At 40.8% G+C, this 12,748-nt stretch carries 12 protein-coding genes; 7 read left to right on the plus strand and 5 right to left on the minus strand.

All coding sequences use genetic code 11. The features are described 5' to 3' along the window. Positions 1–238: 238 nt before the first annotated feature. Positions 239–1,171: a flagellar motor protein MotB gene (locus A9267_RS05275; protein ID WP_065108513.1), complete on the minus strand. Its 933-nt coding sequence runs from the start codon at positions 1,169–1,171 to the stop codon at positions 239–241. 3 nt (positions 1,172–1,174) lie between these two features. Next, entirely contained in the window at positions 1,175–1,942 is a 768-nt protein-coding gene (gene pomA / locus A9267_RS05280) for a flagellar motor protein PomA (RefSeq protein WP_055024983.1), read from the minus strand. Positions 1,943–2,356: 414 nt separating this feature from the next. On the opposite strand from pomA, the gene xseB reads away from it, so the two are divergent. Genes xseB through dxs form a run of 3 tightly spaced genes read left to right on the plus strand, consistent with a single transcriptional unit; the run spans position 2,357 to position 5,363 of the window. Further along, positions 2,357–2,593, plus strand: a complete 237-nt coding sequence (xseB, locus tag A9267_RS05285) for an exodeoxyribonuclease VII small subunit (protein ID WP_055024984.1) — start codon at positions 2,357–2,359, stop codon at positions 2,591–2,593. 2 nt (positions 2,594–2,595) lie between these two features. After that, positions 2,596–3,477, plus strand: coding sequence for a (2E,6E)-farnesyl diphosphate synthase (ispA, locus tag A9267_RS05290; protein ID WP_065108514.1), 882 nt, complete (start codon positions 2,596–2,598; stop codon positions 3,475–3,477). Positions 3,478–3,497: 20 nt separating this feature from the next. Continuing rightward, positions 3,498–5,363 (plus strand): 1-deoxy-D-xylulose-5-phosphate synthase, encoded by a 1,866-nt coding sequence (gene dxs / locus A9267_RS05295; RefSeq protein WP_065108515.1) that lies wholly within the window; start codon positions 3,498–3,500, stop codon positions 5,361–5,363. A gap of 200 nt (positions 5,364–5,563) precedes the next feature. On the opposite strand, the gene grpE is transcribed toward dxs, so the two are convergent. Then, a complete protein-coding gene (grpE, locus tag A9267_RS05300; protein WP_065108516.1) occupies positions 5,564–6,181 on the minus strand; it encodes a nucleotide exchange factor GrpE in 618 nt (205 codons plus the stop codon). A gap of 98 nt (positions 6,182–6,279) precedes the next feature. On the opposite strand from grpE, the gene nadK reads away from it, so the two are divergent. Next, complete coding sequence (nadK, locus tag A9267_RS05305) at positions 6,280–7,158, plus strand: NAD(+) kinase (RefSeq protein WP_055024988.1); 879 nt, start codon at positions 6,280–6,282, stop codon at positions 7,156–7,158. A 91-nt stretch (positions 7,159–7,249) separates the two neighbouring features. On the opposite strand, the gene A9267_RS05310 is transcribed toward nadK, so the two are convergent. Together A9267_RS05310 and A9267_RS05315 are read right to left on the minus strand one after the other, a co-directional pair. Next, positions 7,250–8,320, minus strand: coding sequence for a CobW family GTP-binding protein (locus A9267_RS05310; RefSeq protein ID WP_065108517.1), 1,071 nt, complete (start codon positions 8,318–8,320; stop codon positions 7,250–7,252). 44 nt (positions 8,321–8,364) lie between these two features. Further along, positions 8,365–9,648, minus strand: a complete 1,284-nt coding sequence (locus A9267_RS05315) for a DEAD/DEAH box helicase (protein WP_065108518.1) — start codon at positions 9,646–9,648, stop codon at positions 8,365–8,367. A gap of 232 nt (positions 9,649–9,880) precedes the next feature. Between A9267_RS05315 and A9267_RS05320 the strand changes: the two genes are divergently transcribed. The 3 genes from A9267_RS05320 (at position 9,881) to A9267_RS05330 (ending at position 12,690) form a co-directional block, all read left to right on the plus strand. After that, positions 9,881–10,507 carry a peptidylprolyl isomerase gene (locus tag A9267_RS05320; protein ID WP_065108519.1) on the plus strand — a complete coding sequence of 209 codons (627 nt, stop codon included), beginning with the start codon at positions 9,881–9,883 and terminating at the stop codon, positions 10,505–10,507. Positions 10,508–10,796: 289 nt separating this feature from the next. Beyond that, a complete protein-coding gene (yiaY, locus tag A9267_RS05325; protein ID WP_065108520.1) occupies positions 10,797–11,945 on the plus strand; it encodes an L-threonine dehydrogenase in 1,149 nt (382 codons plus the stop codon). Between the two features lie 379 nt (positions 11,946–12,324). Next, positions 12,325–12,690, plus strand: a complete 366-nt coding sequence (locus tag A9267_RS05330; protein ID WP_055024993.1) for a hypothetical protein — start codon at positions 12,325–12,327, stop codon at positions 12,688–12,690. Positions 12,691–12,748: the final 58 nt, after the last annotated feature.

Genomic DNA, 12,748 nt, shown 5'->3' on the forward strand with positions numbered 1-12,748 from the left:
AATAAATCACCAGATTTGAGCACAGGCTTATTGATTTATCAGGCTTCAGGCCAATAAAAAAGCCGCAGTAATAACAGAATTAATCTGATACTAAAACGGCTTGATAACTCACCATAAAAACAATAATCAAAACAACAAACTTAACAAAAACGCCACTGATGATAATCCAATCATAGGTTATTATTAAGCCACTGTATGTCGCTAAAAACTATGATTCAAAAAACTATGGTACAAAAAACTATGGCGTCATAACCTCAATTTCATCTGACTCTTTAGCTTTACCTTGCTCAATGGCAATTTCCACTCGACGATTACGACTGCGATTTTGGTTAGAGTCATTGGGTACTAACGGCGCGTTGGATGCCATACCAACCACTTGCATTCTCGCTTCATCAAACCCTTTCACTTTTGCTAGCTCATGGGCGACAGCAACAGCACGTTTACTAGACAAGTCCCAGTTAGAGCTATAAAGCTCATTACTAATATGCATTCCGTCTGTATGCCCCGAAACCGTGACAATACCAGGGACATCTTTTAATAACTCACCAATTGAACGAACCACAGGCTTAAAACGAGGCTGTAGAAAACCAGATCCCGAAGCAAAGGAGCCTTTCTCACGAATTCGAATAATAATTTGCTGACCTAATGATTCAATTTCTATGGCACCATCAACAATCTCTTCATTGAGCTTTTCAGCCATTTTCTTAACTTGATCGTTAATATTCTCTTGTTCTGATGAAGCTTGAGATTGCTGAGCTTGAGCTTGTTGCTGCGCAGTCGCAGAAGAATTGCCGCCTCGGTTTTCACCTTGTTGCTTTTGAACGCCGCCAGCACTGGCATCTTCACCTGCTTGATACTCAATCGTTTGTTGAGTCATCTCATTGGTTTGTTGGTTAATAATTTCAATCGGGGTTGGATCGGGCTTGCCTGGGCGAAACTCCAGCGCAATCACAGAAGTACCTTTGGGAATATCTTTCACTTCGACTTTATTTTGCACCCCGAAGGCGTATTTCATTGAACCGGCAATTTGCTTGAACTTCATCACATCCATTTCTGAAAAAGCCAGCAACAGTACAAAGAAACACATTAGCAGCGACATTAAATCAGCAAATGTCGCTAGCCATAAAGGGGCGCCAGGTGGCGGACAATTACACTTGGCTTTTTTGGCCATGAGTTACTCTCCGTCCGTGGTATCGATTTGACGTTGTTTTTCAGCTAAGTAGTTTTTCAAAAATCCTTCAATTACACGTGGATTCTGACCATCTTGAATCGCTAATACAGCATCCATGATTAAATTACGATTGAGGAGTTCTTCACTCATTCTTAACTGCAATTTATCCGCGATTGGAATAGCAATCATGTTGGCAATGATTGCACCGTAAAGTGTGGTTAATAATGCCACAGCCATCGATGGTCCAATAGATTTCGGGTCATCCATGTTTGATAACATGGCAACCAAACCAATCAAGGTACCGATCATCCCCATTGCAGGTGCTACATCACCTAAAGATTTAAAAATGCCGATACCGGTTTTATGACGTTCTTCGGTCAAGGCTATGTCTTTTTCTAAGGCTTCTCGTACGACATCGCCATCGTGACCATCAACCAGCATATCAACTGCTTTTTGCATAAAACTGTTGGTGATTTGCGCTTCTTCTAAAGCTAAGAAACCACCTTTACGAGCGGCATCTGCCATATTGACTGATTGCTCGATGAGATCTTCTGGCTTGTCAATTTTGAACATAAAAGCTTTAGCACCAATTTTAACAGCGCCAAGAAACTGCTTTAAATTGTACTTCATCATGACCACAAACAATGAACCGATAAATACGATCATAATCGACGGCACATCAACAAAGATGGAAATACCACCACTGCTGACCATTGACCCAATAATAAATGCAAATGCGCCTATCAAACCGATTAGGGTTGCTAAATCCACAATGTCTCCTTGATTGCAGTCTTAAAATGCTGCCTTAGCTGATAAATCACTACCAACGCAGCACTTATCTTTTCAGTATCAATGTAACACCCTGTGCAACAGGGATAATAGTTCAAATATCAAAAAACACTGAAAAAACAGCATTCGATTATAAAATAACGGCCAGTGCTAAAAAATTCATCAATTATTAGGTCACTATTTACGAGTGGGCCATCAATTAAATGAATGCGAATGAAGGAAACTGGCTTTCGTTATAGTTATCGGTCAAACTTAGCCCAAGTTTAGAGATTTTTTACTAATTGTATAAATTTTCAGTCTTAAAGCGTGCTATTGAGCAAATAAACAACGACTGAATTTGACCCTTAGGTCGCCCTGATATACCTTGTCATCCGCAAATCAGAAGGAATCATAATTGTGGCTAAAAAACCTGAGAATCTAAGTTTTGAAGAATCGTTATCGGAGCTTGAAAACATCGTTGCAGATCTTGAGCAAGGTGAAGTCACACTAGACAATGCCCTCAAACAATTCGAGCGCGGAATTAAGCTTGTACGTCAAAGCCAATCTAAGCTTGAACAAGCCCAACAAAAAGTATCTATCCTACTTGATGAAGATGATACAAATCTGACCCCATTTACCGTTGAAGGCGAATAAGCGTGTTAGACCAAGCTATTGAAAAATATCAACAACGTGTCAATCGAGTTCTTGAAGCAAAACTGAATGAACTTGATGACAATGCTCCCCAATTAAAAGCTGCAATGATTCATGGTGCTTTACTTGGCGGCAAGCGTATTCGTCCATTTATGGTATACAGTATCGGTGAAATGCTTGGTGCTGATAGTCGCATACTCGATAATGCCGCAGCGGCCATTGAGTGCGTCCATGCTTACTCATTAATCCATGACGATTTACCCGCTATGGATGATGATGCGCTTCGCCGAGGCCAACCAACGGTACATATTGCTTTTGATGAAGCAACGGCGATATTAGCAGGTGATGCACTACAAACACTGGCATTTGAGCTCATTTGTCAGCCAGTGGAAGGGATCAATCCACAGCAACAATTGGCAATGGTAACGGCGCTAGCTAAAGCCTCAGGCTATAGTGGTATGTGTGGCGGACAAGCAATTGATCTGAGTTCGACAGATAAACGTATTAATATTGAACAGCTGACCCAATTACATAACAAAAAAACTGGTGCGTTAATAAGTTGCGCCGCAGAATTAGCGTTAATTGCCGCTAATGCCTCTGACACAGAGCAGCAAATCATCAGAGAATTCGCCGAAAATATTGGTTTAGCTTTTCAAGTTCAAGATGACATTTTAGATATCACTGCCAGCACCGAAGAGCTCGGTAAACCACAAGGCAGTGACGAAGAAGCCAACAAAAGCACTTTTCCGAGCTTACTTGGACTTGACGGTGCTAATGAATGCGCCGAAAAACTAATTAACGATGCACTTTCAGCGCTGGCTAAATTGACCTACAATAGCCAGTTAATTGCAGACTTCGCCCGCTATATCATTGCGCGAAGATTATAAAAGAGACAGTTTATCTCATTATGAGTTTCGATAATTCTCAATTTCCAGTGTTAGCACAAGCTAATACGCCTGAAGATTTAAAAAAGCTACCGCAAGGTATGCTGCCACAGCTGTCTGATGAGTTAAGACAATTCTTACTAAAATCAGTAAGTAATTCCAGTGGCCATTTTGCATCAGGCTTAGGCACAGTCGAATTGACCGTGGCGCTTCATTACGTCTATAACACGCCATTCGATCGTTTAGTTTGGGACGTTGGTCATCAAGCTTACCCGCACAAAATTTTAACTGGTCGTCGTGAACAAATGCATACTATTCGTCAAAAGAATGGTTTGCACCCGTTCCCATGGCGTGAAGAAAGTGAATACGATACGTTCAGTGTTGGTCACTCAGGTACGTCAGTTAGCGCTGCTTTAGCGATGGCAGTTGCAGCTGAAAAAGAACAAAAAGATCGTAAAGTTGTTGCCGTTATTGGTGATGGTGCTATGACAGGCGGCATGGTGTTTGAAGCCATGAACCACGCCGGTGATTTACACAATGACATGTTAGTTGTGTTAAATGACAACGAGATGTCAATTTCTGAAAACGTCGGTGCACTCAACAACCACTTGGCACAATTAATGTCGGGCCGCTTTTACACCACGATCCGTGAAGGCAGTAAAAAAGTCCTCAAAGGTATGCCGGTCATTAAAGAAATGGCAAAGCGCACCGAAGAGCACCTTAAAGGCATGGTTGTGCCTGGAACACTATTCGAAGAACTTGGATTCAACTACATCGGCCCTATCGATGGTCATGATGTAGATTCATTAGTCGAAACATTGCGCAATATGCGCGACCTTAAAGGTCCACAAATTCTTCATATCATGACCAAGAAAGGTCGTGGTTATGAACCTGCAGAAAAAGATCCTATCGGCTGGCATGCGGTCCCTAAATTTGATCACACTCAATTTAGAAAGCCTAAAGCGAAACCAAGCTCACCAACCTTCTCGCAAGTGTTTGGTAAATGGTTATGCGATGTTGCCAAAGAAGATGAGCAGCTTTTAGCGATTACGCCTGCAATGCGTGAAGGTTCGGGAATGGTTGAGTTTTCGCAAAAATTCCCTAAACAGTACTTTGATGCCGCCATTGCAGAACAACATGCTGTCACCCTCGGCGCTGGTTTTGCGTGTGAAGGGTTCAATGCGGTTGTGGCAATTTACTCAACTTTCTTACAACGTGGCTACGATCAAATCATTCATGACGTCGCCTTACAAAAACTGCCAGTACTATTTGCCATAGACCGCGGTGGTATTGTGGGTGCCGATGGTCCTACACACCAAGGTGCATTTGACTTAAGTTTTTTACGTTGCGTACCTAATATGGTCATAATGGCACCATCTGACGAAGATGAGTGCCGCCAAATGCTTTATACAGGTTATTGCTATAAAGACGGTCCTACCGCGGTTCGATACCCTCGTGGTAGTGCTACTGGCATTGAGCAAACTGAAGTTATGACTGCTCTGCCAATTGGTAAAGGCTTGATAAAACGTCAAGGCAAACGAATTGCCATTGTTAATTTTGGTACGACATTGGCCGCAGGTTTAGAAGCTGGCGAAGCGCTTGACGCTACCGTTGCTGATATGCGCTTTGTTAAGCCGCTCGATGAAGCTTTACTGGCTGAATTGGCTACTAGCCATGATGTGATAGTGACATTAGAAGAAAACGCCATTATGGGCGGTGCTGGTAGCGGTGTTATTGAAGCATTGCAAAAAATGAAAATCATTAAGCCTGTTTTACAAATTGGTTTACCTGATGAATTCATTAAGCACGGCGCACCCGATGAGATAATTAAAGAATTAAAACTCGATGGTGAAGGTGTACTCGCTCAAATCAATGCCTATTTAGATTAACTTACTCCTTGTTTGATTGCCTCGTCATTTAAACGATTGAAGCGAGTATTTTATTTAAATGGCGATAAGAAGACATAAAAAAGGACTGCAATTGCAGTCCTTTTTTTATGATACTTAATCGCTGTTTTAAAGCTTGAATAGTCTCTTCGTGTGAGCCTATTCGTTTGAGTATCTGCGCTTTAGTCTCTACGTTTGAGTATCTACGCTTGAGTATCTACGCTTGGGCCACCTTGAGAAACCATAACCATAGCTGGACGGAGTAAGCGTGAATTTAAGGTATAACCCTTCTGCATAACCAACATGACAGTGTCTTTTGGATATTCTGCGCTAGGTTGCATACCAATTGCTTGGTGATGTTCTGGGTTAAATGCTTCGCCGATTGGGTTAACTTGTACCACTCCGAATTTCTCTACTGAACCTAAGAAACCTTTCATGGTTAATTCAACACCTTCAACGATAGCTTTAGTCGCTTCATCTTCAGGATTAACACCTGTTAACGCACGCTCCATGTTGTCCAACACAGGTAGCAGTTCGTTTACAAACTTCTCTAAAGCGAATGCACGTGCTTTTTCAACATCTTTAGCCGCACGAGTACGGATATTTGCTGTTTCTGCTGCCGCACGAATTTCTACATCTTTACGTTCAGCTAATGCTGCTTCAGATGCCGCAAGTTGTTGTTCTAACTCTTCAATTCTAAGGTTAGCTTGAGTTAACTCATCAACTTCTTGTGTTGCTTCAGTTTCAACTTCTGTTTCGATTTCAGTGGTTTCAGCTGCATCAATAACGTCTTGATCTGCTTTATTTGACTCGTTGCTCATTTTCACTCCAGCTAAAAATGCTTTGTTTCTGATTACTATGGGCATATTATGGGGATCAATTTCTTTGTTTCAAGCCTTTGAGCAAATCAAATACTAATATGACCAAAAAGTTCCAAACAATTGGCCTAATCGGCAAACCACACCACAAGGGTACAAACCTCACTTTGAAGCGTTTGCATCATTGGTTGTCGATGCAAGGTTTCGATATTTTAGCCGAAGAACGTGTCGCTTCAGAACTGAAAGTCGACATTGAATCGGTTGATTTAACAGAATTAGGTGAGCGTTGCGATTTAGCCATTGTGGTAGGCGGCGACGGAAATATGCTTGGAGCTGCCAGAGTATTAGCTAGGTTCGATATTGCAGTGATTGGTGTAAACCGTGGCAACTTAGGTTTTTTAACTGATTTACCTCCAGATAACTTCGAAGCCTCGTTGTCGAAGGTGTTAGACGGACAATATGACACTGAGTACCGTTTTTTGCTTGAGGCAGAAGTCCATCGCCATGGCATGCTCAAATCAAGTAATACCGCTGTCAATGAGGCCGTACTGCATCCAGGTAAAGTGGCGCACATGATCCAGTTTGAGGTCTATATTGATGATCAATTCATGTATAGTCAGCGGGCTGACGGCATGATTGTCTCAACGCCTACAGGCTCGACCGCGTACTCATTATCTGCTGGCGGCTCAATTCTCACCCCTAACCTGCAAGCATTAATTTTAGTGCCAATGTTTCCACACACCTTATCTTGTCGCCCTATTGTTGTGGATGCAAGCAGTACAATTAAGTTAGTCGTCTCGCCCGATAATGGCGAAAACCTTGAAGTAAGTTGTGATGGTCACGTCCATTTATCAGTATTGCCTGGCGATGAGATTTTAATTAGTCGTAGTGAAGATAGGCTTAGAATGATCCACCCTAAAGGCCATAATTACTTTAATGTTTTGAGAGCCAAATTAGGCTGGGGAAGTAAACTATTTTAAAAGGGCTTTAGAGAAATAAGTGTTTAAGAGAAATTTAAATTGATGCGCATTATTGCGCATCAATTCTTTTATTAAGCTAATCTATATCACTTCACTCAGCAATTAAGCAAGCCTGTAACTGTTCGGTGATAACCGTTTCATCTAATGGCGCCAGAGAAATAACCTCAATCCGAGAGTCCATCGTTTCATCTAACTCCATAACGGATAGTTTGCTATCAGACATATTAAAGCCTGCAATCCCTTCTTCAGTGATCATAACCGCCTTTATACGAACAACATTTTGTTCGATGAGTTGATTGATAAAGACAATAAGCTTATCAAAATCAAAGCATAAACTAGGCTCAAATATCCAACCAATGCTATATGCCCCTTCACCTTGATTCGATTTTACCCAGTAACCACTTTGATTAAAATCTATGGCTTGCAGCAAGGGCTCAGTGGATGACACAGGCTGAAATATTGAAGCAGAGCGATTAGTTAATGATGCCCCTTTACCAAGACCAACTGACTGACTTATCGGCGTTGCCGTCTTTTTAGCTAATGAGCGTGGTTTATCAATATCGTTCAATAACTGGCTTATCGCATTTTCATCAATAGAGCTAACTAAGTTAGCCTCTTTGTTAACCTGCTCGATGAGTAAAGATAAGCTTTTATATTCTTGTGCTTGATATAAGTCCGCTTTACTTGCAAACACAATGTCGGCGATAGAAATTTGTTGATTGAAATTCTCATTTTCACGATACATTTCATTAAGCACTTTGCGTGCATCTACAACACATACCGTTTGATTGACCGATAGTACTTGGCGGTTATATTCGTTGGTTAATACTTTTAAAATCTCAGCTGGATGCCCTAAACCTGTAGGCTCGATAAAAAGTCTGTCAGGTTTGGCTTTTTGAATCAGTTGGTTAATAGCAACTTGAGTCGGGATGCCAGCAGCACAGCACAAACAACCACCAGCAACTTCTTTAATCACCACTTGCTCGGATGAGTGAGTGCCAGCCATTAGACTGGCATCAATACCAATTTCACCAAACTCATTAACTAATATGGCCCATGTTTCATTTTCAGGTTTTAACTTGAGTAAAGACAAAATAAGGCTAGTTTTACCTGCGCCTAAAAAACCCGTAATTACATTTGTTTTGATAGTCTTGAGAATCACCCAACATTTCCTTGTTCAATTAGTACTTAATAAAGCCATAATGATCACTTAGCTTTTTTAGCATATTTACCTTGTCGACTTGGTTTGGCTTTATCATTGCCACGATGACCATTTGGTCTTTTATGCTTAAAAGACTTCTTAGGTTTAACGACTTCAGCCTCACGGTATCTGGCTGGTAAAGGTGCGCCAGCTTCATAGCCAGGCTGAACATGGACTTCTATTTGGCATTGAATTAGCGACTCAATATCACTTAATAATTCCATTTCATTTTGAGCTACTAACGAAATTGCCTGTCCAGCAAGTCCTGCTCGCCCTGTTCGACCAATACGGTGAACATAATCTTCAGGCTCTGGCGGTAACTCAAAGTTAATCACCAAAGGTAAAGCCTCAATATCTAGGCCTCGAGCAGCAAGATCGGTAGCAATCATGACACGCAGTTTACCGCTTTTAAATTCTTCTAACGCTCTATTTCGTGCTCCCTGAGTTTTATCGCCATGAAACACTGCAGCTTTAATACCGTCTAATTTCAACTCTTTAAGAAGGTGTTCTGCAGTTTCTTTCATACTGGTAAACACCATAACTTGTTGCCAATTATTACGGCCAATCAGTTCTGATAACAACTCTGCTTTACGTCGTTTGTCCACTTGAAATACCGATTGAGAAACCGTATCGGCAGTGGCTTGATTTGACACATGCACAAACTCAGGCGACTTAAGCATTTTTGCCGCTAAGCTTTTGACATCTTCTGAATAGGTTGCTGAAAACATCATGGTTTGATGTTGACGATTGACTAAACGTTTTACCTTCTCTATGTCTTTGACAAAACCAAGATCAAGCATCCTGTCAGCTTCATCAATCACTAAATGAGTGACAAAAGATAAATCCAGATCGTACTGGCCAATAATGTCAAATAATCTACCAGGCGTAGCAACGAGAATGTCTACCCCTTTATTTAGCGCTTTACGTTGGGGGTTAATGCTTGCCCCGCCATATACTGCGACGCTCTCAAACGGTAAAAATTGAGCGTAATCAACAATGTTACGCTCAATTTGGATTGCTAACTCTCGTGTTGGCGTCATAATTAACACACGGAGTCTTTGCCAAGCAGTTTTAGTCTCTTGTTGCTCAATTTGTTGCGACAACAATGATAATAATGGCAACGAAAACGCAGCAGTCTTACCTGTACCTGTTTGAGCACTTGCTAAAACATCTTTACCTTCAATCACAAGTGGCATCACAACCTGCTGTACTGGCGTCATTTTGTCGTAGCCGCACGCCTTAACCGCATCTAAAATAGGCTGTGAAAAGCCAACAGAATCAAAAGTCATATTTTTCTCTAATCTACACAAGTAATAATGGCGCTATTGTAGCGGCTCAATGACATTTAAGCGATGTATTCAAGCCTGGATCAGTCCCTTTCACTATTAAAACCACAAAATTCAATAAATACTGTTTTTAAGTGCAAAGTAACAGTTTGTATCTTGTGGTTTTTTTTGTTGATTTACCTAGACCAATTAAGCAACATAACCGCAACAAAAACAAAACACAAAAAGGCCCACAATGAAATTGATGTACCCGTTGTTATTTGCATTGACCTTATCTGCATGTGGTGGAAGCTCAGATTCAAGCACAACCGATCCAGTAGAACCTGTCGATCCCAATCCACCTGTAGAAGAAAAAGAGCTTCAAGCTGATATTTGTTACATCATGTCGACATCGCTAGGTGACATTACACTTGCTATCGATACAACAAACACACCGATCACTGGTGAAAATTTTAAAACCTATGTTGAAGAAGAGTTCTACAATGGCACAATTTTTCACCGTGTAATTCATAACTTTGTTTCGCAAGGTGGTGGCTTCACATCAGGATTAGTCGCAAAACCAACTAATGATCCCATTGAGTTAGAAAGTAACGTCGGCTTATCGAATGCTCGCGGCACCATTGCAATGGCAAGAACCAATGTGGCAAATTCAGCAACATCGCAGTTTTATATTAACGCGCTAGATAATACACAGCTGGATTACAGTTCAAGTACAAGTCCTGGTTATGCTGTTTTCGGTCAAGTTGTACAAGGAATGGAAGTCGTTGATCAAATCAATATCACTGATACTAATAGTAGTGATGTGCCGACGACAGATATCGTCATCAACACAGTAACTGAAACCGCTTGTCCTCAAGTTTAACGACCTGAATGATAGCGGGTATATTCTAGTTTTATCGCTAACGGTTTCTCTTATTTAAATGCTGATAACACTTTTAGTTATCAGCATTTTTTTTAGTGGATAATGTGCTCAATATCTCGCAAAAAACTAAAATAAGCGCCAAATCCCCATTTCGTATTAAAACTACAAAATGACAAAAATTTAGTATCAATATATGATTTTCATCACAAACCACAGTGCATTTGGTTGTTACTTTAACGACAGAAAAGAATTTTAACTTTATTAATTTCAAGCGTTGAAGAGGTTTATTATGGCGACTAAATTTTTCATTCCAAGTGTAAATGTTCTCGGTCAAGGTGGTGTTGATGAAGCAATTAATGACATTAAAACATTAGGCTTCAAACGTGCTCTGATAGTCACTGATACGCCATTAGTTAACATTGGTTTAGTAGATAAGGTCGCTGCTAAACTCATCGATAATGGCATTACAGTATTCATCTTTGATGGCGTACAACCTAACCCAACAGTGAGCAATGTTGAAGCCGGTTTAGCCATGCTAAATGCACATGAATGTGATTTTGTTATTTCATTAGGTGGCGGTTCACCGCACGACTGCGCCAAAGGTATTGCATTAGTCGCAACCAATGGCGGCAGTATTAGTGACTATGAAGGTCTGGATGTATCAACTCGTCCACAATTACCTTTAGTTGCTATCAATACAACTGCCGGTACGGCCAGTGAAATGACGCGCTTTTGTATCATTACTGACGAAACTCGTCACATTAAAATGGCTATCGTCGACAAAAACACGACACCAATTTTATCAGTAAATGATCCTGAGCTTATGATTGAAAAGCCGGCAGCATTGACTGCCGCTACTGGTATGGATGCACTAACGCACGCAATTGAAGCATACGTTTCAATCGCTGCCACTCCCATTACCGATGCTTGCGCGATTAAAGCAATCGAGTTAATTAAAGCCAATTTAGTCAATGCGGTAGAGCAAGGCGATAATATTGACGCTCGTGAACAAATGGCATACGCGCAATTCTTAGCGGGTATGGCATTTAATAATGCAAGCCTTGGGTATGTCCATGCAATGGCGCATCAACTTGGTGGTTTTTACGACCTACCTCATGGGGTTTGTAATGCATTGTTACTGCCGCATGTTCAGGCATACAACGCAAAAGTGGTTCCAGGTAAGTTAAAAGACATCGCTAAAGCAATGGGGGTAGATGTTGCTCAACTATCCGATGAACAAGGTGCTGACTCTGCAATTGAAGCAATTAAAGCGTTATCTGTTGCAGTGAATATACCTGCTAACTTAACCGAGTTAGGTGTGAACCCTGAAGACATTCCAGTCTTAGCTGACAATGCGTTAAAAGATGCATGCGGATTGACTAACCCGCAACAAGCAACACACGCAGAAATTTGCGAAATTTTTACCAACGCTCTATAAGTTAATAAGTACCTAATCAGAATAAGCTGACTCATTGTCTAGCATGATGTGTTAAGAAAGACAGAAATTGTACTGCGGCAAGCTAACTTGGTTGCAGCAGTACGATTTTCATTCAAGTATCGAGCTAAAACAACTGGCAAGTTTGGTATACCTGCTTGGCAGTAATTCACGCTTGTGCTTATAGGCAAACTATCAATATTAAGCGTCAAAAAATAAAGTACCAACCACAGACAAAAACACATAAACAACTGTTTAATATATACTTTTAATTACCATCATTTAAGAACTGTTAACTGGCTCTAACTTCTATAAATAACCATTGACCAAAGTTAAATTAGCAGTCTATGATGAATTACATTCTTAAAAAAGTAGGTAAGCTATGACAGCAATCACTCATGTGTATAACTACACAGTAAGATGTCCTCATTACAAAGAAAATGAAAAACCAGCAAGCTGGTTAAATCATGTCGAAATTAACCAATCTAGTGAAATCGCACTAAATAGAATTACTAAGTGGCACTGTGAGCCAGGCTCAAAAGCATTCGAAAATGGTGAGTTTGTGGTTAGAAAATCTGACACTGACGATACCTACTATGCAATGCAAAGTAACCGCATGTTAAATAACGCCCACTCACTGGTGACGTTTAAAATATTCTTAGACCAATGCTGCCAAGATGCAGATCCCGAAAAAATTGTAGCTCACCTTGTTGAAGATTATAACGGCCGACTGGCTAAAGCTCAGTAAATCAGTCATGACAACTTAATAAAGCACAATTGTTTTCCAAAATCTCCACTGACTCGTA

Origin of the sequence: Shewanella sp. UCD-FRSSP16_17, from assembly GCF_001675935.1 — a bacterium.
GTDB classification, from domain to species: Bacteria; Pseudomonadota; Gammaproteobacteria; order Enterobacterales; family Shewanellaceae; genus Shewanella; species Shewanella japonica.

Excerpts from the sequence above, each read along its gene's own strand:
- A9267_RS05275 (WP_065108513.1), bottom strand. The coding sequence starts at position 1,171 with ATGGCCAAAAAAGCCAAGTGTAATTGTCCGCCACCTGGCGCCCCTTTA.
- dxs (WP_065108515.1), top strand. The coding sequence starts at position 3,498 with ATGAGTTTCGATAATTCTCAATTTCCAGTGTTAGCACAAGCTAATACG.
- grpE (WP_065108516.1), bottom strand. The coding sequence starts at position 6,181 with ATGAGCAACGAGTCAAATAAAGCAGATCAAGACGTTATTGATGCAGCT.
- nadK (WP_055024988.1), top strand. The coding sequence starts at position 6,280 with ATGACCAAAAAGTTCCAAACAATTGGCCTAATCGGCAAACCACACCAC.
- A9267_RS05315 (WP_065108518.1), bottom strand. The coding sequence starts at position 9,648 with ATGACTTTTGATTCTGTTGGCTTTTCACAGCCTATTTTAGATGCGGTT.
- A9267_RS05320 (WP_065108519.1), top strand. The coding sequence starts at position 9,881 with ATGAAATTGATGTACCCGTTGTTATTTGCATTGACCTTATCTGCATGT.
- yiaY (WP_065108520.1), top strand. The coding sequence starts at position 10,797 with ATGGCGACTAAATTTTTCATTCCAAGTGTAAATGTTCTCGGTCAAGGT.
- A9267_RS05330 (WP_055024993.1), top strand. The coding sequence starts at position 12,325 with ATGACAGCAATCACTCATGTGTATAACTACACAGTAAGATGTCCTCAT.